The sequence below is a fragment of the Allorhizobium sp. DMC15 genome (assembly GCF_056314065.1).
In genome coordinates, this window is the sequence record NZ_JBQUZB010000002.1 from 287,794 (window position 1) to 312,110 (window position 24,317).

Annotated in this window: 21 protein-coding genes; 8 read left to right on the forward strand and 13 right to left on the reverse strand. The window is 63.7% G+C overall.

What is annotated here, in order from left to right:
* A complete protein-coding gene (locus ACT53S_RS09970) occupies positions 1-924 on the reverse strand; it encodes a DMT family transporter (RefSeq protein ID WP_476066859.1) in 924 nt (307 codons plus the stop codon).
* A 153-nt stretch (positions 925-1,077) separates the two neighbouring features.
* On the opposite strand from ACT53S_RS09970, the gene ACT53S_RS09975 reads away from it, so the two are divergent.
* Together ACT53S_RS09975 and ACT53S_RS09980 are read left to right on the forward strand one after the other, a co-directional pair.
* Positions 1,078-2,526, forward strand: coding sequence for an aminotransferase-like domain-containing protein (locus tag ACT53S_RS09975; protein WP_476066860.1), 1,449 nt, complete (start codon positions 1,078-1,080; stop codon positions 2,524-2,526).
* 137 nt (positions 2,527-2,663) lie between these two features.
* A complete protein-coding gene (locus ACT53S_RS09980; protein ID WP_174238509.1) occupies positions 2,664-2,960 on the forward strand; it encodes a hypothetical protein in 297 nt (98 codons plus the stop codon).
* A gap of 71 nt (positions 2,961-3,031) precedes the next feature.
* Here the strand turns inward: ACT53S_RS09980 and ACT53S_RS09985 are convergent, their stop codons facing one another.
* A complete protein-coding gene (locus ACT53S_RS09985) occupies positions 3,032-3,616 on the reverse strand; it encodes an ATP-dependent Clp protease proteolytic subunit (protein WP_142067851.1) in 585 nt (194 codons plus the stop codon).
* A 182-nt stretch (positions 3,617-3,798) separates the two neighbouring features.
* On the opposite strand from ACT53S_RS09985, the gene ACT53S_RS09990 reads away from it, so the two are divergent.
* Entirely contained in the window at positions 3,799-5,142 is a 1,344-nt protein-coding gene (locus tag ACT53S_RS09990; protein ID WP_476066861.1) for an HD-GYP domain-containing protein, read from the forward strand.
* 35 nt (positions 5,143-5,177) lie between these two features.
* On the opposite strand, the gene ACT53S_RS09995 is transcribed toward ACT53S_RS09990, so the two are convergent.
* Together ACT53S_RS09995 and ACT53S_RS10000 are read right to left on the reverse strand one after the other, a co-directional pair.
* Positions 5,178-5,660, reverse strand: a complete 483-nt coding sequence (locus ACT53S_RS09995; RefSeq protein ID WP_142067849.1) for an avidin/streptavidin family protein — start codon at positions 5,658-5,660, stop codon at positions 5,178-5,180.
* Between the two features lie 98 nt (positions 5,661-5,758).
* Entirely contained in the window at positions 5,759-6,190 is a 432-nt protein-coding gene (locus tag ACT53S_RS10000) for an Lrp/AsnC family transcriptional regulator (protein WP_113375302.1), read from the reverse strand.
* 149 nt (positions 6,191-6,339) lie between these two features.
* On the opposite strand from ACT53S_RS10000, the gene ACT53S_RS10005 reads away from it, so the two are divergent.
* Both ACT53S_RS10005 and ACT53S_RS10010 read left to right on the forward strand, forming a co-directional pair.
* Positions 6,340-7,443 (forward strand): saccharopine dehydrogenase family protein, encoded by a 1,104-nt coding sequence (locus ACT53S_RS10005; protein WP_476066862.1) that lies wholly within the window; start codon positions 6,340-6,342, stop codon positions 7,441-7,443.
* A 293-nt stretch (positions 7,444-7,736) separates the two neighbouring features.
* Positions 7,737-9,107 (forward strand): putative bifunctional diguanylate cyclase/phosphodiesterase, encoded by a 1,371-nt coding sequence (locus ACT53S_RS10010; protein WP_476066863.1) that lies wholly within the window; start codon positions 7,737-7,739, stop codon positions 9,105-9,107.
* A 1,621-nt stretch (positions 9,108-10,728) separates the two neighbouring features.
* On the opposite strand, the gene ACT53S_RS10015 is transcribed toward ACT53S_RS10010, so the two are convergent.
* The 4 genes from ACT53S_RS10015 to ACT53S_RS10030 form a co-directional block, all read right to left on the reverse strand.
* The gene (locus ACT53S_RS10015; protein ID WP_142067842.1) at positions 10,729-11,046 is read right to left on the reverse strand and encodes a BrnA antitoxin family protein; all 318 of its coding nucleotides are present in this window, start codon (positions 11,044-11,046) and stop codon (positions 10,729-10,731) included.
* The gene (locus ACT53S_RS10020; protein WP_476066864.1) at positions 11,022-11,306 is read right to left on the reverse strand and encodes a BrnT family toxin; all 285 of its coding nucleotides are present in this window, start codon (positions 11,304-11,306) and stop codon (positions 11,022-11,024) included. Before ACT53S_RS10020 ends, ACT53S_RS10015 begins: the two co-directional genes overlap by 25 nt.
* A gap of 229 nt (positions 11,307-11,535) precedes the next feature.
* Positions 11,536-14,097, reverse strand: a complete 2,562-nt coding sequence (locus ACT53S_RS10025; RefSeq protein WP_476066865.1) for a GcvT family protein — start codon at positions 14,095-14,097, stop codon at positions 11,536-11,538.
* Between the two features lie 278 nt (positions 14,098-14,375).
* On the reverse strand, positions 14,376-14,807 hold the full coding sequence (locus ACT53S_RS10030; RefSeq protein ID WP_476066866.1) for a pyridoxamine 5'-phosphate oxidase family protein: 432 nt from the start codon (positions 14,805-14,807) through the stop codon (positions 14,376-14,378).
* A gap of 284 nt (positions 14,808-15,091) precedes the next feature.
* Between ACT53S_RS10030 and ACT53S_RS10035 the strand changes: the two genes are divergently transcribed.
* Positions 15,092-15,622 carry a DUF992 domain-containing protein gene (locus ACT53S_RS10035; protein WP_113375297.1) on the forward strand — a complete coding sequence of 177 codons (531 nt, stop codon included), beginning with the start codon at positions 15,092-15,094 and terminating at the stop codon, positions 15,620-15,622.
* A gap of 228 nt (positions 15,623-15,850) precedes the next feature.
* Here the strand turns inward: ACT53S_RS10035 and ACT53S_RS10040 are convergent, their stop codons facing one another.
* Together ACT53S_RS10040 and ACT53S_RS10045 are read right to left on the reverse strand one after the other, a co-directional pair.
* Positions 15,851-17,683 (reverse strand): ABC transporter ATP-binding protein, encoded by a 1,833-nt coding sequence (locus ACT53S_RS10040; protein ID WP_476066867.1) that lies wholly within the window; start codon positions 17,681-17,683, stop codon positions 15,851-15,853.
* 151 nt (positions 17,684-17,834) lie between these two features.
* Positions 17,835-18,647, reverse strand: coding sequence for a helix-turn-helix transcriptional regulator (locus ACT53S_RS10045; RefSeq protein ID WP_476066868.1), 813 nt, complete (start codon positions 18,645-18,647; stop codon positions 17,835-17,837).
* 106 nt (positions 18,648-18,753) lie between these two features.
* Here ACT53S_RS10045 and ACT53S_RS10050 point away from each other — a divergent pair, with 106 nt between their 5' ends.
* Positions 18,754-19,641 (forward strand): SDR family oxidoreductase, encoded by an 888-nt coding sequence (locus ACT53S_RS10050; RefSeq protein WP_476066869.1) that lies wholly within the window; start codon positions 18,754-18,756, stop codon positions 19,639-19,641.
* Between the two features lie 6 nt (positions 19,642-19,647).
* On the opposite strand, the gene ACT53S_RS10055 is transcribed toward ACT53S_RS10050, so the two are convergent.
* The 3 genes from ACT53S_RS10055 to ACT53S_RS10065 form a co-directional block, all read right to left on the reverse strand.
* Complete coding sequence (locus tag ACT53S_RS10055; RefSeq protein ID WP_476067464.1) at positions 19,648-21,147, reverse strand: protein adenylyltransferase SelO; 1,500 nt, start codon at positions 21,145-21,147, stop codon at positions 19,648-19,650.
* Between the two features lie 99 nt (positions 21,148-21,246).
* Complete coding sequence (locus ACT53S_RS10060; protein ID WP_476066870.1) at positions 21,247-22,599, reverse strand: chloride channel protein; 1,353 nt, start codon at positions 22,597-22,599, stop codon at positions 21,247-21,249.
* A 143-nt stretch (positions 22,600-22,742) separates the two neighbouring features.
* The gene (locus ACT53S_RS10065; protein WP_476066871.1) at positions 22,743-23,411 is read right to left on the reverse strand and encodes a glutathione S-transferase family protein; all 669 of its coding nucleotides are present in this window, start codon (positions 23,409-23,411) and stop codon (positions 22,743-22,745) included.
* A 187-nt stretch (positions 23,412-23,598) separates the two neighbouring features.
* On the opposite strand from ACT53S_RS10065, the gene ACT53S_RS10070 reads away from it, so the two are divergent.
* On the forward strand, positions 23,599-24,102 hold the full coding sequence (locus tag ACT53S_RS10070; RefSeq protein WP_476066872.1) for a hypothetical protein: 504 nt from the start codon (positions 23,599-23,601) through the stop codon (positions 24,100-24,102).
* The last annotated feature ends 215 nt before the right edge of the window (positions 24,103-24,317 follow it).

The following is a 24,317-nucleotide window of genomic DNA, read 5'->3' on the forward strand; positions in this document are numbered from 1 at the left end:
CTACCGCCCGTAGCGCCGCGCGCCCGCCACGCAGCCAACCACCGCGAGCATCGCAGCGCCCATGCTCCAGCTGACCGGTTCACCCAGCAGAAAAGCCGCCAGCATCAGCCCGAAGAACGGCTGCAGCAGCTGCAATTGCCCAACGGCGGCAATACCGCCCAGCGCCAGCCCGCGATACCAGAAGACGAAGCCGATCAGCATCGAAAACAGCGAGACATAGGCAAGCCCGAACCATTGCCCGCTCGTCACATGCGCAACCGTCTCGGGGCGAAGCACGACGGAAAGAACAAGCATGACCGGCAGCGACAACACGAGCGCCCAGGCGATGACGGCAAAGCCGCCCATCTGTCGCGTCAGCCGACCGCCCTCGGCATAACCGAGCCCGCAGACGAGAATGGCGGCGATCATCAGGAGATCACCGATCAGCGAAGCAGGCCCTCCATGCGTCAGGGCAAAGCCGACGACCACAAGGCTGCCGGCGAGCGAGAAAATCCAGAACACCGGCTTCGGCCGCTCCGCTCCGCGCAGCACGCCGAACACCGCCGTCGACAACGGCAGGAGCCCGATAAAGACCAACGACTGCGCAGAGGTGATGTGCTGGAGCGCAAAGGCGGTGAGCAGCGGAAAGCCGACGACCACCCCAAGCGCGATGACCACGAGTGAAACAAGGTCCGCCCGCGCTGGCCGCGCCGTCTTGAGGGCAAACACCACGGCAAGCGCCAGCAAACCTGCGATCGCGGCGCGCGCCGTCGTAAGGAACACGGGATCGAAACCCTGCACGGCAACCCGCGTCGCCGGCAATGAGGCCGAGAAGATCAGCATGCCCAGCGCCCCGTTCACATATCCCCGGGTCACCTTGTCCGCACGCCCCCTTTCCGTCACGCCTTGATCCCCGATGATCCCGTCATTCACCACCTTCGCCATGCCACTGCAATCCTGTCGTTGAAACACTTCCGCGCGGACATTCCGTGATGAAACGGGACCGCAGGTTTCGGACACTACCGACAAACCACTCGACTTGGCAGAAACAGACCGATACAGTTTCACCAAACTGTACTGATCACGAAAGCCATACACATGGACGCCCGCACGGGACCCAGCTCCGCGCCAACCGCGATTTCCTTGGCAGGCGGAACCGAGCAGCCGGCCGGTGCCGGCCGCACCGCCGGGGTCATCACCGCGATCCGCGCGCGCATTGCCACCCGCAGCCTCGGCCCCGGCGCAAAGCTCCCGTCCATCCGCAAGGGGGCGGAGCTTTTCGGCGTGTCGCCGTCCACGATGGTGGAAGCCTATGAGCGCCTCGCGGCAGAGGGTGTCATTGAGGCTCGGGCCGGCTCGGGCTTCTATGTGCTGACGCCCCTGACCCCGCTCGTCCTGTCGGATCTTGCCCCCCGGCTCGACCGCGCCATTGACCCCTTCTGGGTGACCCGTCAGGCGCTCGAGGCGCCTGCGGACCATCTCAAGCCCGGCTGTGGCTGGATGCCGGCCGACTGGATGCCTGAGGAGGACCTGCGCCGGGGATTGCGCAGCCTCGCCCGCGGCGACGCCAGCCGGCTTGTGGACTACGGCACGCCGCTGGGCCACGTGCCACTGCGCCAGCATCTCGTCCGGCGCATGGCAGAAAACGGCATCGATACCACACCATCGCAGGTTCTGCTTGTGGAAAGCGGCACCCAGGCCATCGACCTCGTCTGCCGCTTCCTCCTCGAGCCCGGCGACACAGTGCTGGTCGACGACCCCTGCTATTTCAATTTTCTGGCGCTGCTGCGCGCCCACCGGGCAAAAATCGTTGGCATTCCGTTCACGCCCTCAGGCCCGGATCTCGATGCCTTTGCAGAAGCTGTCGCCACACATCGTCCCCGCCTCTATGTCACGAATTGCGCCTTTCACAACCCGACAGGGGCGGTGCTCGCCCCGGCCACGGCCCATCGGCTGATGAAGATCGCAGAAAGCGCCGACCTCACGGTCGTCGAAGACGATATCTTTGCCGATTTCGAACAACACCCGGCACCCCGCCTCGCCGCGCTCGATGGCCTGCAGCGCGTCATCCATGTCGGCAGCTTCTCCAAGACGCTCTCGGCCGCCGCCCGCATCGGCTACATCGCCGCGCGGCCGGACTGGATCGAGGGCCTGACCGATCTCAAGATCGCCTCTTCCTTTTCCGGCCCGGCACTCTCGGCGGAACTCGTGCTCTCGGTGCTGAAGGACGGCAGTTACCGCCGCCACCTGCAGGGCTTGCGCAGCCGGCTCGCCGCCGCCATGGCCGAAACCCGCAAGCGCCTCGCCCGCCTCGGCATCACGCCCTGGATCGAGCCGCGCGGTGGCCTGTTCCTCTGGTGCGACCTACCGGAGGGGCGCGATGCGACGGAGGTCGCGCGCCTGGCGCTCGCCGAAGGCGTCGTCCTCGCCCCCGGCAATGTCTTCTCGGTCACGCAAAGCGCGCCTGACAAGATGCGCTTCAATGTCGCGCAGTGTATCGATCCGCGCATCTTCTCGGTGCTGGAGAAGGCGCTAGCATCTGGGTGACCTCCCCGGCCAATCCTCTGGCATAAATCTGGTGGTCAAACGTTTTGACCTGCCGTGAAAGCGCATGACACGTCAGGAACCTTTCTTGGGCTGCGGCATTCCTGTGCAACAGAATGCAGGAGAGCCCCATGTCCATCATGAAATCCGCCCTCGCCCTGGCGATCCTCGTCACGGGCTCAGCCTTCGTCGCGCCGGCCTCGGCCCAGGATGTCGAACTTCGCATCGGACCGAATGGCATCCGTCCGGTCATTCGCGAGCGCGACCGTGATCGCGGCTGCAGCGCCCGCGAAGCCCGCGCCGCCGCGCTCGATGAAGGCCTGCGCCGCCCGCAGGTTGTGCGCATGACCGACCGCAGTGTGACCGTGGAAGGCTTCACCCGCCGTGGTCCCGAACGCATCCGCTTCGCCAACCGCCGCGGCTGCCCCCTTATCTGACGCTAAGCCTCAGAACGATAAAAGCCGCCGGATCGCTCCGGCGGCTTTTCTGTATCTCGATATAAGAGGCGTCAGCCGATATCGGCGTGGCTCTCGATGATCTTGCCGACGAGACCATAGGTGACGGCATCTTCAGCCGACAGCCAGTAGTCGCGGTCGATATCCTTGGCGATCTTCTCTTCCGACTGGCCGGTGGCCTTCGAATAGATCTTGATCAGGCGCTGGTTCATCTTGATGATTTCGCGGGCCTGGATCTCGATGTCGGACGCCATGCCGCGCGTGCCGCCGGACGGCTGGTGCATCAGGAAGCGGGTGTTCGGCAGGGCCAGACGGCGCTCCTTCGGAACGGCCACGAAGATCAGCGAGCCGGCAGAGGCGGCCCAGCCGGTCGCGATGATCCAGACCTTTGGCTTGATGAACTTGATCATGTCGTGGATCGCGTCACCGGCTTCCACATGGCCGCCCGGCGAGCAGACGAACACGCGGATGTCTTCATCCGATGCGGCAGCGAGCGCGACGAGCTGCGTGCAGACCTTCTGCGCCAGCTCCATGGTGATGCCGCCATAGATGAAGATCGAACGCGACTTGAAGAGGTTCGCTTCCGTTTCCTTGCCGATCGGCAGTTCCTTGCTCTTGTCGTCTTCGTCTTCGTTCATCACAGGGGACAGTCCTCGTTGGTTTGGCTTATCCGCACATAGTGCGTCTCATGGCTTAAGACAATGCGGGAAAAAGACAAGCATGGAAGCGATGAACAGGAGGTTGACGTTTGCCGAGACGACCCCCTTTCAACACGGCTTCTTAATATAAGCGCATTAGCTTTCTCCTCTCAGGAGAAACCATGCCCCAGACAATCCGGCTCGCAGAACTCATCGAAGCCCTCAGCCATGCACTCGACATGACCGAAGGCCAACCCGTCGGTCATTGCGTTCGCTGCTGCTTCATCGGCACGCGCATCGGCAAGGCGCTGGGGCTCAGCGAGACGGCGCTGCGCGATCTCTACTATACGCTGCTCCTCAAGGATCTTGGCTGCTCGTCCAATGCCGCCCGCATTTGCGAGCTCTATCTCGCCGACGACCTCAAGTTCAAACGGGATTTCAAGCTTGTCGACGGCTCCTTCCCGCAGATCCTGAAATTCGTCCTCTCTCACACCGGCATGGAAGCCGGCCTTGCCGAACGCTTTCGCGGCATCCTGAACATCTTCAAGAATGGCGGCGAGATCTCGACGACCCTCATCCAGACCCGCTGCCAGCGCGGCGCCGAGATCGCCCGGCAGATGCGCTTTTCCGAAGAGGTGGCGCAAGGCATCCTGGATCTCGATGAACATGTTGACGGAGGCGGCAAGCCGCAGGGCTTGAAAGGTCAGGAAATCCACCTCTTCGCCCGCATCGCTCTTTTGGCACAGGTGATCGATGTCTTCTTTGTCCATCAGGGGCCGGAGGCTGCCCTTGCGGAGGTGAAGAAGCGTGCGGGGACCTGGTTCGATCCGGAGCTCGTCGCAGTTTTCGAAAGGATCGCCACCGCGGTTTTCTTTGCCGAACTCGGCGCAGAAAATCTGGAAGCCTATGTGCTGGCGCTCGAACCGGGCCGCCAGACCTTGATGGCGGACGAGGACTATCTCGACGATATCGCCGCAGGCTTCGCCCGTGTCATCGACGCCAAGAGCCCCTACACATCCGGCCACAGTGACCGTGTGGCGCTCTTTACCGACATGATCGCCGAAGAGCTTCGGATGGCGCTGCCGGAGCGTCGAAAGCTGAAGCGCGCGGCTTTGCTGCACGACATCGGCAAGCTCGGCGTCTCCAACAGCGTGCTCGACAAGCCGGGCCGGCTCGACGGTGAGGAATGGGCGCAGATGAAGCGGCACGCCGAGTTCTCCGAAACCATCCTCTCGCGCATCGCAGCCTTTGCCGATCTGGCGGTCATCGGCGGCGCCCATCACGAAAAACTGGATGGCTCCGGCTATCCCCGCGGCTTGAAAAGCGACCAGATCTCCTTCGAAACCCGCATCGTCGCAACCGCCGATGTCTTCGACGCGCTGACCGCCGACCGGCCCTACCGCACCGCCATGCCTGTGGAAAAGGCCCTGTCGATCCTCTGGGAAGGCGCCGGTCGCCATCACGACGAGATCTGCGTCGCCGCCCTGGAGCGGGCACTGGCACGGGCTGAACTGGCGGCAGCCTGACAGGTGAGCCGCTATTTAGGGAATTGCCGAGAAACCTAATTCTCGAGATAGGCCTGCGATCCGGTTCCGACCTGCAGTGTGAAGTGATCGGTCCCCTGCTGCGGGACTTCCCGGCGCTTTCCAACAGGCGCCAGGGTGGAGATTCGTTGCCATGTCGTCACAATCTCCAGACCGCCATTGCGCGACGGCTGGAGATGTCCTCGCCACTGCGTCTCCGTCAGGCAATCCGCAACGCCGTTGCGCCAGCCAACGCGAAAGGCGATCGTCTCGCCGACCATTCGCCCGTTGAGGTCGTAGGGAATACCACGACATCCCTTGCCCGGCGCATTGTTGACGAAATAACCCCGGACCACTCCATCGCGCCCGATGTCCAGCACCATCACGGACCCCTGACGTGTCACCCAGGTCGACGTGCCCGAGACGACGGGATGGGCGGCATCCTTATGGTTGACAGGAGCGGCCGCCACCGTCGCTGGCCAAAGGACACAGGAAACCAGGAATGCCGTCACCACCCTCATGTCACCCCCCCGATGAATATCAGAATAACCTACATCAACATAAGGTTGCTTAATTCTCTCTAAAAACAGCCATACCTTTAACACTTTTTCCGAGTTTTTCAGCGCGCAATGCGCGTCGACAGGATGATCGAGGACAGCGTCCGCTCCACGCCGGACAGTTCGCCGATGCGGTCGATCAGGCGGTCGAGTTCGGAGATCGACGGCGCGGCAACGATGGCAATCAGGTCATAGGGACCGTTGACCGAATAGAGGGCTTGCACCTCGCGGATCGCGTTCAGTTCTCCCGTGACCGCCGACAGTGCCTTGGGGGCGATCGTGATCATCACGTGCGCCCGGATCAGCCCGCTCTGATAGGCATCCGAGAGCCGCACCTGATATCCGGCGATGACCCCCTGGCTCTCAAGACGCTCGAGCCTGGCCTGCACGGTCGTGCGGGACAGATCGAGCCGCCGCGCGAGTTCGGCGACCGGCATCCGGGCGTTTTCCGACAGCAGAGCCAGCAGCTCCCTGTCCTTGTCTGATACCTGCATTTTGAAAAATCCATTCGTCTATCTGCCCATTATCATACTTCAAAATGAACAGATCGTCACTTGGAATCGACATCACCCGCAGCCAGACTGAATTGATCAATGACAACACGTCTGCCTTGAGCGGGCGTCCAGCATGCGAGGGGCAAACCATGAAGAACATCACCATCATCGGCGCGGGCAAGATTGGCGGTGCAATTGCGCGCATGCTGGCCGAAACCGGCGACTACAAGGTCACCGTCGCGGACCGCAGCACCGAGCAGTTGGCGAAGATCGATGCCCATCCGGCCGTCTCGACCCGCGAACTTGATATCTCCGATGCCGCCGCGCTCGATGCAGCCCTCACCGGCCAGTTCGCCGTCCTCTCGGCCGCCCCCTTCCACCTGACCGGTGCGATTGCCGAAAGTGCCGCCCGCACCGCGACCCATTATCTGGACCTGACGGAAGATGTCGCGACCACCCGTAAGGTGGAAGAACTCGCCCGCGGCGCCCGCTCCGCCTTCATCCCCCAGTGCGGCCTCGCCCCCGGCTTCATCTCGATCGTCGCAAACGATCTCACGAAACACTTCGACACGCTGGACACGGTGCGCATGCGCGTCGGCGCCCTGCCGCAATATCCGTCCAATGCCCTGAACTACAATCTGACCTGGTCGACCGACGGGTTGATCAACGAATACATCGAGCCCTGCGAGGCGATCGTCGAAGGCAAGCTGGCGGTCGTGCCGGCCATGGAAGAGCGCGAGGAATTTTCGCTCGACGGCGTCACCTACGAAGCCTTCAACACCTCGGGCGGCTTGGGCACGCTGGCAAAGACGCTCGAAGGCCGCGTGCGCACGATGAACTACCGCACCATCCGCTATCCCGGCCACCAGGCGATCATCAAGGCGCTGCTCAACGACTTCAACCTGAAGAACCGCCGCGATGTGCTGAAGGATCTCTTCGAAAACGCGCTGCCCGCCACCATGCAGGACGTCGTCGTGATCTTCGTCACCGTCTGCGGCTGGAAGGATGGCCGTTACCTGCAGGAAACCTATGCCAACAAGGTCTATGCCGGCGTCGTCGCGGGCAAAAAGATGAGCGCCATCCAGATCACCACCGCCGCCGGCATCTGCACGGTGCTGGATCTGCTGGCCGACGGCACCCTGCCCCAGGCCGGATTCGTTCGCCAGGAAGAAATTGACCTCCCAGCTTTCCTTGCCAATCGCTTCGGCCGGGTTTACGACCCTGAAGTGATGAAAGTCGCCAAAGCAGGCTGAGACTTTCGAGCTGAGAGTTCTCCGGGGGGAGGAAGGACCTGACGGTCCGCTTCGGGCGGTCGACGGCAACAGCCGCGGCCGCCCGTCATCGTTTCGCCCACGCCTCCTTCAGCAAACGCGCCGCCGAACCACTCCCTCCTGGCCTGTCCTTGCCCGCCCGCCCGAAACTCCCTGTTAATCATGGGCCACAGCCTTTCCTTAAGCTCACCATGATAACAGGGAAGGCTGTGGAAACCTGGTGAGCGAGGATCGGGCACGCGATCCAAAGCGCTTGCGACGCCAGCGGAAGGCCGATGGAGACAGAGAGCAGTATAGACAGGCGGCAGCGACGGGTGATCGTCGCCTACCAGGCGATGACGCTGGCCGTCGCCTTTTTCTCCACGCTCTGGTCCGTGATCTTCGCCGTCCACGGCCACGGAATGATGGCGATCGCCGAACTCTTCCCCGCCGTCGTCGCCCTCCTATGTTTCGCCCTCGTCACAGCCGGCAAACTCGATCTCTTCCTGCTCGTGGCCCAGGTCGCCTTCCTGGTGTTCATCATCGGTTTCTGCCTGCTCTTCGACGTGCCGGATCCAAAGTATCCGCGCGTCTCGCACCTGTTCCTGCCGGTGCTGGCGATGATGGGCTACATCAACTATCTGCGCCGGCCGGCGCCCGGTCAGGCGATGGTAATTGCCGCGACCCTTGCGGGCTTTGTCTTCCTGCACGCCTCCAACACTGTCTCGCCCTTTGCCGATCCCATTCCGCAGGATCTGCGCGCCGTCGGCGTCTGGGTCAATCCGACGCTCGCCGCGATCCTGTTCACGGCCACCGTCTACGCCCTGCAGCGCCGCCTGTCCGCGCCCCGTGGCCTTGCCCGCGAACTGCTCGGCGCCCTGCGCCGCAACGAACTCTCTCTGGCCTACCAGCCCCAGATCGACCGCGACGGCAGGATCGCCGGCGCCGAAGCTCTGTTGCGCTGGCACCATCCCACGCGCGGCACGGTTTCGCCCGCCGACTTCGTCCCCGTGGCCGAGGAGATGGGCCTCATGCCGGTTCTCGGCGCCTGGGTCTTGGAAGAGGCCGGCCGCACGCTCGCCCGCTGGAAGGCCGAGCCGGCGCTGAGCGCGCTCACACTGTCGGTCAATGTCAGCGCCAGCCAGTTCAACGAGAGCGATTTCATCACGACGGTGAACCAGCTGCTCGCCACCCATGCCGTCAACCCGGCGCGCCTGCGCCTCGAACTGACCGAAAACGTCCTGCTCGCCGGCCTCGATCCCGTGGCTGAAAAGATGGAAGTCCTCAAGCGCACGGGCGTGACCTTCTCGCTCGACGACTTCGGGACGGGCTATTCCTCGCTCGCCTATTTGCGCCGCCTGCCGGTCCGCGAGCTGAAGATCGACCGCAGCTTCGTTGCAGGCCTGACCGAAAGCGACCGCGGCGCCGCCCTCGTCCGCTCCATCGCCTCGATCGCACACGATCTCGAGCTGCAGATCGTCGCCGAAGGCGTCGAAACGCCTTCCCAGCACGCCTACCTCCGCGACATCGGCTGCCACCTCTTCCAGGGCTGGCTCTTCGGCCGACCGATCCCCGGCAGCGATTTCGAAGCCATGGTCCGGGAAAAGCAGCCGACGGAGATGCCGGCGCCGCACCGCCTGCAGGCAAGGCTGGCTGCGGCGGTTTGAGGGGGCGGGTTGATGTATCCACGAGCCTGTCTCTCCTAGGGGGCTTCATGCGGGGGCTTCGGAGCGGTGGCCGAAGGCAGGCCTCACATCGAACCGGTGGATGGAACTCTGCGAACGGCGGCCTGAACGCGAACCCGAGCAAAGTCCGTGAGAGGAACCGGCCCGAAAAGGGTCAAAGCCTGAGATTTCACGGGAGGGGGCAATGTTGCATGGCAAGATCCTGACAGAGCCGCCCGGCTGCGAATCTGAGGCTTGGCGGCAGGTGGGGGCTGTCGTCCACCATCACCCACCTGCGGATTGAACCCTCGGCAGATCCTCGCGACAAAGCCCGAGGATGACGGCATGTGGGGTGGGCACAGTGTCCCCCGCCGGCGTTTCAGAGTGTTGCGACGCTTGCGGAGGATACCCTTCCTCTACGCAATCGTCATCCTCGTCCTCGGGTTTAACCCGAGGATGTCCCGAGGATCTGCCAGCGTGGCGGCAATCTCGCGGCGCGTGGCTGGCGGCATACGGAAACTGTCAAAAACCCCAAGCGTCGCCGCCGGTCGGGATCTCTCCCTCCGGGTCGGTGAAACTTGTCTCGGACGAGGCGCCAGAAGCAACCTGTCTAAGTATTTTATGTGGCTCCTTCCGGCGCCTCGTTCGGCGTTTTGTCCCGCTGCATGCGTCTCTCTGGCAAGGCGGCGACGGGCGTCGTGACGATCCTTCGATCCGTCCGACGTTCGACCGGGCGTAGGGTCCGGCGCCCGCATCACCGTGAGATGACGCTTCAGCCTGGCCGGTGGCCCGGGAGGTTCCCGCCGGATGGTGCACCATTCCGACCGGGACCCTCGCCCGGGGGATGCGATCCTGGTCATTTTCGACCTCGGTCCTCATCCCCGCCGTTTGTTTCGCCCCGCCGTCTGGGATCTTCGCGACGGCACGGGCACCTTGTCTGTGTGCCTCTGAGGCACGTCCTTCCGATCGGGGTATCCAGTGAAGAGGCATCCGACCCCGTCACCTTCGTATCCAGCCCCACGTCCGGAGGGAGACCGTTGCAGCGGGCCGGGGATTGGCACCTGCGAGAGTGCTCGGCCCCGGCGCCGGCCCCGCCTCGCCTGACATCGCATCGTCAGGTGTATCCGAGGGCGGGACAGCGACAAGTCTACGAGCGGAAAAATGGGCGGGGATGAAAAAACATGTCGGGGTTTGATTTTGTTGGGAAATGTTTGGAATTCATCCCCTCTTTTCGGCAATTTGGGTCGCTCTGGCGGGGTGTCTGGCGTTGGTGCGCTTGTGTTTGGATCCTCGGGTCAAGCCCGAGGATGACGACCTTCTTGGAGTAAGAGATGGTATTCTCCTCACGCCTTGTGCGATGGAAGCGGTAGAGGAGGATACCGGTCGCCCCCCCACATTCCGTCATCCTCGGGCTTGACCCGAGGATCCAAACACAAGCATTCAGGAGCAACCGATCAGGGCCAAACCTCAGATTTCGCAAGAGGGGGCTTGGTGAGGTGAATGCCTACGGAACTGCGCCCCTCTCCGGGGAAATCTGAAGTTTAGGCCGCTTGCGCTCGCCTAAGCCTTCGATTTTCCGTCCTCCCTCGCATGGGGGAGGTTAAACATCGCGGCCACTTCCCCCTCAAATCCCGACCGCCTTGCGCAGCGCCGCATTCAGGCGCCCCTGCCAGCCCTTGCCGGTTTCGCGGAATTTGGCGATGACGTCTTCATCGAGCCTCAGCGTAATCTGCTTTTTCGGATGCGCCACGGCTGGACGCCCGCGGGAGCGGCGGTGGTCCTCCATGGCCTTGAAGAAGGCTGGCGGCAAGACCTCCTGGGCGGGGCGCATTCTCGCCAGTTCTTCGTCGCTGAGTTCCGGGAACTCGACAGCATCCCAGTCCTCGCGATCATAACCGCGTCCGGCCTCGAACGTGTTCAGTGTCTTGCCTTTGGTGGCCATGGAAGCCTCCTTGTTTCCTTGTCGCTTGCCGGACGAAAGCTGATGATCGATATGGCTTCCGATCCGAGAAGGGCGAAGACCACCGCAGCCGTTCCGTCGCGGAAATATCCGATCGCTTTTAGCCGTTGCCGGCCATCCGAATCCGGCCTGCCGTCTTCGACAACGGCATTCTCCCAATCGAGTTCGCTGACGTCGGCGAAGTCGAAGCCGTGCTTTTCCAGGTTGGCGCGCCGTTTGGGCTCATCCCAGATGATCTTCATGATTAAATGTAGCTACATCTAATCACGATATCAAGACGGGCGCGTTGATACGCTTGAACCCAAAAAACCCGCCGGCCTCACGACCGACGGGTTCAGCTTGATGACAAACCGCTTCACTCTTGCTTCGCGTCATCCTCGGCCCTCTGCCGAGGATCTACGACGTGAATGAAATCGAACCGTTGTAGATGCTCGGGACAAGCCCGAGCAAGACGATGGGGAGGCCCTGCCCTCAGCTGCGCGGCTTCAAATTCTCCGGATCATACAGCGGCTTATACCCCACCGCTGCGACCTCGACCGGGAACGATTCGGCAAAATATTCCACGGTCAGCTTCCGCCCCACCTCGCAATAGTCCGCCGGCAGATAGGCGAGCGCGATGTTCTTGCCGATGGTCGGGCCGAAGGCGACCGATGTGGTGTAGGAGCGACGGCCGAGGCTGTCGATCAGGACTTCACCGGTGGCCGGGTCGACGACCGGCATGGAGCCGACGGGGTAGCGGGCGACACCCGACTTGTCGACATTATCGGTCATCACAAGCGTGCAGAGCATGGCGGGCTGCTTGTCGCGGGCCTTGTATTCGAGATGCTTGGCCTTGCCGCGAAAATCGGCTTCCTTGACCTTCGGGCGGGCAAGATCCGCCTCGATCAGATTGTACTGGGTCAGGAGGTCGGCGTTCTGCAGGCGCAGGCTCTTTTCCATGCGGCGGGAGTTGGCATAGGTCTCGACGCCGAAGGCCATCACGCCTGTCGCACGAAGGGCATCCCAGACGGCAAGGCCGTCTTCGTATTTCATGTGCAGTTCCCAGCCCTGCTCGCCGACATAGGAAATGCGGAAGGCGGTGACGGACTTGCCGGCGATTTCGATCTGCTTGATCGCGGCGAAGGGGAAGTTTTCGGGGTCGAGGCCGGCTGGGTCAGCGACCGCCTTTTTCAGCGTCACGCGGGCGTTCGGGCCCCAGATGCCGATGGTGATGTATTTTTCCGACGTATCGGTGATCGTGACATCAAGGCCGCGATCCTGGGCGACGCGCTTCATGTAATAGAGGTCGCGCGGGCCGGCATCGGCGCCGTTCACCAGGCGGCAGCGGTCGGCCATGCGGAAGACGGTGAAGTCGGCGCGCACCATGCCCTCGTCGTCGAGGAAGTGGGTGTAGATGCCCTTGCCGATATTCGCGTCACCGCCGATCTTCGCGGCGCAAAGCCATTCGAGCAGCTCGACATGGTCAGGACCTTCGATGTCGACCATGTGGAAGTGGCTGAGGTTGACGATGCCGCAATCCTCGCTCATCGCCAGATGTTCGGCATTCGAAACACGCCAGAAGTGCCTGTTATCCCATTCGTTTTCACGAACCGGCACGCGGTCGCCATATTTCTCCAGCAGGTGCTCGTTGGCGGCGTAGCCATGCGCACGCTCCCAGCCGCCAAGCTCCATGAAATAGCCGCCGAGTTCGACTTCGCGCTCATACATCGGCGAACGCTTGACGCCACGACCGGAAGCATAGGGTTCGCGGGTGTGCACGGCGGGGAAATAGATCTTCTGGGCGGCCTCGTAGCAGCGGCCTTCGATGAACTTCTCTTCCAGCTGGTGCGGGTAGAAGCGGGAATAATCGATCGAGGAATGATCGATTTCCGTGCGGCCGTCGGTCATCCAGTCGGCGATCAGCTTGCCGTAGCCGGGGCCGTCCTTGACCCAGATGGCGACGCAATACCACAGGCCGCGCACCTTCTGGCTTTCGCCGCAGGACGGGCCGCCGGCAGCGGAGACCTGCAGCAGGCCGTTGAAGCTATGGCTCTCGTTATAGCCGAGTTCGCCGAGGATCGGGGTGAGCTCCATGGCGCGCTCGAGCGGCTCGAGGATCTGCTCCATGTCGAGGTCGCGCTGCGAGGGCGACAGGCGTGCCTCGTGCTTTTCGAGCAGCTCGCGCGGATGGCACATGCGCGGATTGTGCTGCTCGTAGTAACCCCATTCGATCTGGCCGCCTTCGGTGGTCTTCGGGTCTCCGGTGTCGCGCATATAGGCGGAATTGCCCTGGTCGCGCAGCAGCGGATAGCCGATTTCCTTGCCGGTGCCTTCGAACTCGTTATACGGACCGAAGAAGGTCAACGGATGGTCGACCGGCATGACGGGCAGGTCTTCGCCGACCATTTCGGCGATCAGGCGGCCCCAGAGACCGGCGCAGACGATAACGTGATCGGCCATGATCGTGCCGCGATGGGTGACGACGCCCTTGATGCGGCCACCCTCGACGATGAGGGACTTGGCCGGCGTATTGCCAAACATCTGAAGCTTGCCGGACTTTTCAGCCGCATCGACGAGCTTGCCGGCAACGGTCTGGGAGCGGGGCACGACGAGGCCAGCATCCGGATCGAACATCCCGCCCATGACCTGATCTTCCTCGATCAGCGGGAAGAGCTTCTTGATTTCGGCGGGGGAGACGTAATGGGCGCGGGTGCCGAAGGCGCGGGCAGACGACAGCTTGCGCTTGATCTCTTCCATCCAGGTGTCGTCGCCGGTGCGAGCGACTTCCAACCCGCCGATGCGGGCGTAGTGGCCCATCTTCTCGTAGAAATCGATGGAATACTGAGTGGTCCAGACCGAGAGATAGTCGTGGGACGTGGTGTAACAGAAGTCCGACGCATGCGCCGTCGAGCCGATATCGGTCGGGATGCCCGACTTGTCGATGCCGACGATGTCGTCCCAGCCGCGCTCGATCAGGTGATGGGCGATGGAGGCGCCGACAATGCCCCCCAACCCGATGATGACGACTTTTGCCTTGGACGGAAACTCTGCCATGGTCTTTACGATGCCCTGATATCTGGGAGTGGATGTTCTGCCCGCGATCTTAAGAGCAGGCCCGAGACATTTGCAGCCTGTCTGCGACATTCTGCAAGATCCCCACGACCCCTGTCCACGCTCCGGTCACCTGCCGTCATAAGCCGGTTCGCGGCAGAAGCGCGGTCGCCCATGTCGCGCCCGGAACGAAAAAGGGCGCCGGCGATGACCGACGCCCCTCTCTGTTGGATGCATGCACCGTATGCCGCTTTTGCAGCAAAGGCCCGCCCGACCGCCCGTCAGACTGGGACCGTGCCGTTGTCCTCGCCGTCCCAGTAGGTGATGCTGTCGGCATGCACCTTGATCAGGATGATGCCGGGCGTGTCGATGCCATCAGGGAACCAGCGGTCGAGATCCTTGCTCCAATGCGCCTCAAACACCGCCTTGTCGGCGATCAGGCTGCCGCGGCCCTTCACGGCGACGAAGATGCCGGGTTTGCCGAGCAGGCTCGGTGGGGCCGTAAAGGTCAGCGACACGGCCGGATCTGCGGTCAGTTCGCGGACTTTGGCGGTGTCGGTGTAGGAAAAGAAGTAGCTGTCGCCGTCGTAATCGACCTCGCCATTGTTGCTCATCGGCCGCGCCGAAATCGTCTCGTCGGCGGATCGGGTCAGCATCATGCAGAAATCGATCTTCTTCATCTTGTGGGCGAGTTCGGGCAAAGTGAGCGTCATGGCAATCCTCCGGTTTGGCTGTCGGGGAGAAGCGCGGCAACGGCTTAAGGTTCCCGAAGGGGGACATCTGCTTTTGACGGAATGCGGCCACGGTGCGGACAAAGAGGCATGCCGCCCGTGCAGGCAGGGCAAGAAATCGCTAATTTGGGGTGGATCGCCACTTTACTGCCCATCTCGCGCCTCAGTTGGATCAATCTTCGCGCTTAGACGTTGTTCCACGCTGCCCGAGAAGCCGATAACGGCCACCTCCCCGACGGGCAGCAGAACATGGAAGGAGAATTGCCATGAAGACCCTGATCGCGGCCAGCCTTGCCGCCCTGCCTATGCTGGCTGTTGCCGGCGCCACCCATGCGGCCGACATGACCTATTCGGAACCGGCCCCGGTTGCCCAGGAAAGCGACCGCGTCGGCGGCGTGCGCATCGGTTATCTCGACTGCCAGATCGGTTCCGGCTTCGGCTACGTTCTCGGTTCGGCCAAGACGGCCGACTGCGCCTTTACCTCGGTGATCGACGGTGAACCGCTCGACACCTATTCCGGCTCCATCAAGAAGTTCGGCGTCGACCTCGGCTACACCGCCAAGGGCCGCATCATCTGGGCCGTCTTCGCCCCGACCGCCGGCTATCACAAGGGTTCGCTCGGCGGCCTTTATGGCGGCGCGACCGCTGAAGCCACCGTCGGCGCCGGCGTTGGCGCCAACGTTCTCTTCGGCGGCACCTCCGGCTCGATCCACCTGCAGCCGGTCAGCGTGACGGGCCAGCTCGGCCTCAACATCGCCGCCACCGGCACCTCGATGACGCTGCAGCCGTCGATCTGATTGGTTTACGTCGTCAGACACGAGAAAGGCGCCTCGCGAGGGGCGCCTTTTTTTATGTGGTGAGTTGTGACAAAGTCCCCTCCCAAACCCTCCCCACAAGGGGGAGGGCTTAACCCAGCGTCACCGTTCGCGCGTGAAGCCGAGCGCTTGCCCCACGCTCTCCCCCCCTTGTGGGGGAGATGTCCGGCAGGACAGAGGGGGACTTTGAGTCCTCCGACCAGGATAAATTTACCCCTCCGCCTCCAGAAACCCACCCGACTGCCGCGCCCAGAGCCCGGCATAATGGCCGCCCAGCGCCAACAGCTCGCCGTGTGTCCCCTGCTCAACGATGCGCCCCCGGTCGAGAATGAGGAGGCGGTCCATGGCGGCGATGGTCGAGAGGCGGTGGGCGATGGCGATGACGGTACGGTCCTGCATCAGGTCTTCGAGGCTTGCCTGGATCGCCTGCTCGACTTCCGAATCGAGCGCGGACGTCGCCTCGTCGAGGATCAGGATCGGCGCGTTCTTCAGGATGACGCGGGCGATCGCGATACGCTGGCGCTGGCCGCCGGAGAGTTTGACGCCGCGTTCGCCGACATGGGCGTCGAAGCCGGTGCGGCCGTGCCAGTCGGAGAGCTGCTCAATGAATTCCACCGCATGCGCCTGCCGCGCCGCCTCGATCACTTCGGCGCGGGTGGCCGAGCGACGGCCATAGGCGATGTTCTCGTGGATCGAGCGGTGCAAAAGCGAGGTGTCCTGGGTGACGACGGAAATATGCTGGCGGATGCTCGCCTGGGTCGCCTGGGACACATCCTGGCCGTCGATGGTGATGCGGCCGCTCTCGACGTCGTAGAAACGCAGGAGCAGGTTGACCAGCGTCGATTTGCCGGCGCCGGAACGTCCGACGAGGCCGATGCGCTCACCGGGTTTGATGTCGAGCGAGAGGTTTTCGATGATCCCGCCCTTGCGGCCGTAGTGGAAGGAGACGTTGTCGAAGCGGATGGCGCCCTTCGTCACCTTGAGCGGCTTGGCGGACGACGGGTCGGTGAGCCCGATCGGCTTGGCGATCGTGTCCATCGCCTCGTGCACGGTGCCGACCTGATCCGAAATCTGGGTGATTTCCTGGGCGACACGGGCAGAGGTGCCGGAGATCTGCAGCGTCATCGGCAGCACCATGGCGACGATGTCGATGCCGATCGCGCCTTGCGCCCAGAGGCTGACCGCCATCCAGGTGGTACCGGCGATCAGCAGGCCGGAGAGCAACGTCAGCCCGAGCGAAAACAGCGACAGCCAGCGATGCTGGGTGATCATGCGGGCGGTGTGCTGGTCGACGGACTCGCGAACAAACTGGTCTTCCTCTTCCGGCCGAGCGAAGAGCTTGACCGTCATGATATTCGTATAGCTGTCGACGATGCGGCCGACGAAATCGGACCGCGCATAGGCAATCGCCTTCGAGCCGCGGCGGATCTGCGGCACGATGGCGATCAGAAAGCCGACATAGGCGAGGGTCCAGAGCGCCACCGGCAGCACCAGCCACCAGCTGGCGGCCGCCAGGATGCCGGAGGTGATGACGCCGAGCGCCACCAGATACCAGACGACCGAGATGACCGAAACGACGGAGCTTCGAAGCGTATGGCCGATTTCCAGCACCCGCGAGCCGATGCGCCCGGCGAAATCGTTCTGGAAGAAGGAGAGGTTCTGGCGGATGACGTGCCAATGGCTCTGCCAGCGCACCATGTTGGTGACACCGGGCGCGATCGCCTGGTTGAGCACGAGACCCTGCAGGGCGGTGACCAGCGGCCGGATGACGAGCACGAGCAGGATGAGCCCGAAGATCAGCGAGGCGCCGTCGGCAAAGACGCGGTCGGGCGTGGTGGCGGTCAGTACCTTGACGAGTTTGCCCATGAAAACGGGGATCGCCGCATCGGCGAGCGCCACCAGGAGGCTGGCGAAGATCAGCGCGATGAACAGGCCCTTCGCCTGGCGCACGAAGAACCAGTAGAAGCGCAGGAGACCCTCCGGGGGATTGCCGGGTGTTTCGCGGGCCGTGGGAACGATGATCGTCTCGAAAAAGCGCAGCATAAAAAGGGCTCTGTGAAAGGGGCGCCCTCGCAAGCGGAGGAGGCAAGGAGAATCGGGGGCAGTGAAGGTTTGCCATTCGGCGCCTGCATTCGGACAATTTCGCGACAGCGCGTGGCGAAAACTGACGGTGTCTCCCGCAGGGGCGCGAAGGCTAGGCCTCCTGCGCAAGACGGCGGATATGCTCGGCCACATCAGGATCAACAGGCGTGTAGACCATCAGGTTGAGATCGACGCGCCCGTCGACGGCGAACGCGGAGAATTCGAGGTCGATCGTGCCAAGCACCGGGTGGTTCAGGCGCTTCGCCCCCTCGCCCGGCACGCTGATCTGGTTTTCACCCCACAGGCGGCGGAACTCGGGGCTTGCCTGCGACAGTTCCTCGACCAGCTGTGTCGTCTGCGACATGGCACCCGCCCGTGCCGCATCGGCGCGAAAGGCGGCGACACAGAAGCGGGCGATCGTTTCCCAGTCGTGCTGTTTGGCCCGCACCTCCGGATTGGTGAATATGAAGCGCAGCATGTTGCGCTGCCCCGGCGGCAGCTTGCCGTAATCGGACAGGACGACGGTCGCGGCCCTATTCCAGGCCACCACATCCCAGGTGGCCGTCTTGACCACGGCGGGGCAGGTTTCCAGACGGTCGAGGAAGCGCTGCAGGCGGCGACTAACGCCGTCGACCGAGGTATAGCGCGCCTCGGGCGGTCTCCCGAGACCGAGCATGAACATATGCTCGCGCTCCGCCTCGGTCATCAGCATGGCACGGGCAATCCGGTTCAGCACATCGGCCGACGGTGCCCCGCCGCGCCCCTGCTCCAGCCAGGTGTACCAGGTCGGGCTGATATTGGCCCGCTGAGCCACCTCCTCGCGGCGCAGCCCCGGTGTGCGGCGACGTCCGGAAAGGCCGAAAGTTGCCGGGTCCAGTCGGATTCTGCGGTCGCGCAGGAAACTCGCCAATGTTGCTGCCGCCATGCCGGACACCGATCCTGAGAGGTATTATACCATGATAAAGTCACTACTTTAACAGGATACACAATCTGCCATTGCTTGTCTGCATCAACAACGCAGGAAGATTGACATGCGCATTTTCGTTACCGGCGCCACCGGCTTCATCGGCTCCGCCGTCCTTCCCGAGCTGCTCGCGGCCGGACACCAGGTCCTCGGCCTGACACGCTCGGAAGAGGGGGCTGCAAAATTGCGGGCGGCAGGTGCAGAGGCCCATCTCGGCACGCTGGAAGAGCCCGAGAGCCTGACGCACGGCGCGGAACAGGCTGATGCCGTGATCCACCTCGCCTTCGACCACGACTTTTCCAGATTTGCCGCCAATTGCGAGAAGGACGCCGCAGCCATTGCCGCCCTCGGCGAAGCATTCGCCGGCTCCGACCGTCCGATCCTGATCACCTCGGGGATCGGCATGGGCATCGCCGCCTCCGGCCAGTTGGCAAGGGAAGACGTCCTGGACGTCGAGCATGGCAACCCGCGCATCGCCTCCGAACTGGCGGGCCGAAAGCTGCTGGATAAGGGCGTGAACCTGTCGACGATGCGCCTGTCGCAGATCCACGACACGAAGCGGCAGGGACTGGTGAGCTATCTGATCGACATTGCCCGTCAGAAAGGGTGCGCGGTCTATGTCGGAGACGGATCGACCCGCTGGTCGGCATGCCACCTGACCGACACGGCGCGGCTGTTCCGCCTCGCCATTGAGAAGGCCGATCGAGGGGCGCGTTATCACGCCGTGGCCGAGGAAGAAATCAGCCTCTCCGAGATTGCCAAGGCGATTTCGCGCGGCCTCGGACTTCCGGCGAAATCCGTGTCACGGGAACGGGCCGGAGAGTTCCTCGGCGCAATGAGCGGCTTCGCCCACCTCGACATGCCGGCCTCCTCTGCCCGGACCCGCGAAGCGCTCGGCTGGGAGCCGACGGGACCCGGCCTGCTCGAAGATCTGGCAGCGATGTTCGCCGAATAGGGAAACTCAGGTCCCGCAGAAGGTCCGCGTGACCCGTTCCTCGGGGGTCGGAGGCAGCCGCAGGTCTGCTGTCGCCGTGTCCTCGACGTAAGGTGTGGCCAGCGCCTCGACCAGCCGATGGAAGAAGGAGAAGTCGCCATAAACGGCGGCGGCAATCGCCTCCTCGATGCGGTGGTTGCGAGAAATGAGCGCGGGATTGACCGCCTCCATCGCCGCCTGCCGTTCAGCCGCCGTGCGACCGTCATCGATGCGGGCGCGCCAGCGCGTCAGCCAGTCGGAAAGCCCGAGTGGCGAATTGAAAAGAGTGGTGAGTGTCTCGACGGCAGCACCACCGGCGACCTTGGAAAGCGTGCGGAAAGTGAGCGTGAAATCCGCGCCCCCCTGATGCAGCAGTTCGAGGAAATCGCTGACCAGCGCCCGGTCGTCCTCCGCCTCACCCGTCACACCGAGCTTGGCGCGGAAGGCGTCGAGCCACGCGGCCTGGAAGACATCGCCGAAATCCTTGAGCACGCCGTTTGCCGCCTCGATTGCCTTGTCCTCCTCCGCGTCGAGGAGCGGCAAGAGGCATTCGGCGAGCCGTGCGATATTCCACTGGCCGATGCCCGGCTGGTTGGCATAGGCATAACGGCCGCGCTCGTCGATCGAGGAGAACACCTTGCGCGGATCGTATTCGTCGAGGAAGGCGCAGGGGCCGAAATCAATGGTTTCGCCCGAGATCGCCATGTTGTCGGTGTTCATCACGCCGTGGATGAAGCCGATCGACAGCCAGCGGGCAATGAGCCGCGCCTGGCGCTCTGCCACCAGCGTGAGCATGGCGAGGTAGGGATTTTCGGCCGCCCGCGCTTCCGGATAATGCCGGTCGATGACGTAATCGGCGAGCGTCCGCACCGCGTCCTCGTCGCCTTGCGCGGCGAAGAACTGGAACGTGCCGACGCGGATATGGCTTGCGGCGACGCGGGTAAAGACGGCGCCCGGCAGCATCGTCTCGCGCGCCACCTGCTCGCCGGTCGAGACAGCGGCGAGCGCCCGTGTGGCCGGCACGCCGAGTGCTGCAAAGGCTTCGGACACGATGTATTCGCGCAGCACCGGCCCGAGTGCTGCCATGCCGTCGCCACGACGCGAAAAGGCCGTGGGACCGGACCCCTTGAGCTGGATGTCGAAACGCGCGCCCGTTGGCGATACCACTTCGCCGAGCAACAGCGCCCGCCCGTCGCCGAGCTGCGGATTGAAATGACCGAACTGATGGCCGGCATAGGCCTGCGCCAGCGGCGCGGCGCCGACCGGGATCACCTGGCCGGAAAACACCTGCGCCAGCCGTTCGTCATCTGCACCGGCGATGTCGAGACCCAGTTCTTCGGCAAGCGCATGATTGAACCGGATGAGTTTCGGCGCCCGCGCGGCCGCCGGCTTCGCGGGCCGGTGAAAGTGGTCGGGCAGGCCGGCATAGGTATTGTCGAAGGCAAACAAGAACGTGCTCCCTGGCGACCGGATGCGTATCGGACGCAGCGTAATCTGTCGTGGTCTCGATATGGTGTCTAACGCGGCTGAGACAAGAAAAAGCGAAAGCCGAAGGCCCGAATGTCGTTCTTCTCCGCCCTCGTCGGCTCACATCGCAGAATCGGGCTCCGCCGGCTTGGCCCGGCGGGCGCGAATGGCAGCCGCGATGAAATTGCGCGACAGCCCGTGATAGAGCGGCTCGCGCGACAGGATGCGCGAGGTGAGATAGCCGATCATCGACACCGCCATGATCGGGATGATCGCATCGTGGTTTCCGGTCATCTCCAGAATGATGACGAAGGCGGTCATCGGCGCCTGGACCACACCCGCGAAATAGCCGGCCATGCCGAGGACGGCAGCGAGCGCAATGCTTGTGCCCATCAGCGCGCCGATCGTGCTGCCGAGACCGGCGCCGATCGACAGCGAGGGCGCGAAGATGCCGCCGGGAATGCCGGAGATCATCGACAGGAAACTGGCGACGAGCTTTTCCACGAAGAACAGCAGCGGGGTCGCCTCGCCGTCGAGTGCGCCACGCGCCTGCTCGTAGCTGGTGCCGAAAGTGGTGCCGCCCGAAACGACGCCGATCGCGGCGACCCCGAGGCCACAAAGGGCGGCGAGCAGCACCATGCGCTTCAACGGCTGAGGCTGCGCCCAGCGGCGGATGCGCAGACCGAGATGGAGCGCCAGAGCGCTGAAGGCGGCACCGAGCGCACCGCCGCCGATGCCGCAGACCGGCACCAGCGCCCACTCCCGCCAGAGAACGGGTGCGGCCGAGGTCGAGCCGAAATACTGGTAGCTGCCGGCGAGCGCCAGCGAGGCGAGGCCGGACAGGATGACGGCGGTGAGGACGATGCCGTTGGCGCGCGACTCATAGGCCCGCCCCATCTCCTCGATGGCAAAGACGATGCCGGCGAGCGGTGTGTTGAAGGCGGCCGCAATGCCTGCCGCCGATCCGGCGAGGATCAACCCGCGCGCTTGCGCCATGCCGCCGAAGCGGGCGACCGCGAGCATGAAGGAGGCACCGACCTGCACGGTTGGACCCTCGCGGCCGATCGAGGCGCCCGACAACAAGCCGACCACGGTGAGCACGATCTTTCCGAAGGCGAGCCGCAGGGACAGCAGGCGATGGCGGTCCTCGTCGTGGTTGAGATGGCGCGCGGCGATGGCCTGCGGGATGCCGCTGCCCTGCGAATTGGGAAAGAGCGTGATCGACAGGAAGGCGCAGAACGCAAAACCGAGGGGTGTGACGACGATCGGCAGGAGAAAACCGAAGCCGCCGATCTCGGTCATCGACAGGAAGGCGACCTGTGCCCTGTCGGCCATGCGGGCGAAGGCGACCGAAACGACGCCGATGGCGAGCGCACCAGTCCAGAACACGAGGCGCGGCTTCCAGAGGCCGAGGGAGCCCCAGAGCACCCGGGATCGGCGGACGAGCTTGGACCTGCGGTAGAAGTTTTGCATGTCGTCTATCGGCTGTGTCGGATGGCTGCTTATCCGCCCCTAGTGACGGAGATGCAAGGGTGACGAAACGCAATTCCGACGCCGACGGCGATGATTGCAGTCCAGAGCGCGGTGGCTAAGCGCGCGTTTTGCCGGCCTTGCGGCTATTCCACCGGGTTTCGACGCTCGGCCGCAAGCGGCGCTTTCGGCAAAGGCGGCGCGTCGAGGCCGGCGAAAGGATCGCGCCAGGCCGGCAGGTCGTCCAGACGCCGGTACCACGCTTCCAGCGCGGGGTAATCGCCAAGCGGCAGTCCGGCGACATCGTTGAACGGCAGGAAGCTCGCCATACGGAAGTCGGCATAGGAAAGGCCGCTGTCGAGGAGATGGCGCCGGCCCTGCAGATGGGCGTCGAGGATCCCGGCGGAGCGATGGAAGAGCTCGGTCCCCTCCTCCACCTTGACCGGATCGACCGGCCCCAGCCCGTATCGCTGCTTCGTGCCGTATTCGAAATGCACCCTGTCGCAGGCCATGACGAAATTCGCCTTGCCCCAGCTCAGCCAGCGGATCATGTCGGGTTCGTCCTCGTCATCCGTGCGCCAGAACGTCGAACCCGAGAGGCGCGACAGCCGGCAGGCAATCGCATCCGCCTCCCACAGCGTGCCCCGCGCCTCCTCCAGGATCGGGATCGAAAGACTGGGATTGAGCGGCCGATAGGTCTCCGCCTGCCCCGGCGCAAACGGCGAGGCATAGTGGAAGGTGACGGGCGAGCCGAGATGGCGCGCGACCGCAACGGCGAGCCGGGGATTGGGATTGCGGCTGTAGTGAAGCTTCATGGCACCCCTCCGGAGCGATCACGCGTCCACAGGCAGTCTGATGCGGCAAAGACAGGATGTCGAGTGCCAGAGCACCCACCACCTGCGACCAGATTAGGACGCGCAGAAGCGGGAATCCAGCGGGTTCCACGCTTGCGGCACGGTGTTGCCGCACGCTAGGATGGCCCCGATCAAATCGGGGGAAATCATGCGAATTCAAAGCGCTCTTGCGGTTGGCCTGGTGTTCGTCTCCAGCCTTGTGCTCTCGTCCTGCACGACCACGGAAGACGCCAACAATGCGGCCCGCTCGCGCTGGCTCGGCCAACCGGTCGACAGCTTCTTTGCCGCCTATGGCCCGCCCATCGACGAATATCCGCTGTCCTCGGGCAAGATTTACACCTGGCGCGGTGGAGACAAGACCCGCTACATCCCGCCCACCTATTCGAACCCGGAACCGGCGAGCACCGTGGTGCGCACCCAGACCCGCACCGATGGCTCCGGCCAGACGGTGACGCAGACCCGCGTGATCACCCGCGATCCGTTCTGGCAGCCGCAGATGATCAGCCCGCCGCAATATCAGCAGTTGTTCTGCGAATTGCAGATCAACACCGATAAGGCCGGCGTGATCACCGCCATCCGGGCAAGCAACGACACCGATGGCGACGGCTTCAGCCTGTCGCGTTGCGCGGAAGTGCTGGGGGTCACGAAATAGGAAATGGCGGGCGGTGCAAATCGCACCAGCCCATCCCCCGGGTCGGCACAGCCGTAGGGCGCGCCAGGTGGCGGCCAGCGCGAGATGCGGGGGGAGGCAGACAACCCTGCCGCGCCCCGAGTAGACGTCACCACACAAGTATCTAATTGCTGAAATTTCATCGCTTTAGGCTTTACGCCTGAAGTGCTGCCGCATAACCTGCCCGCGGCATCGGG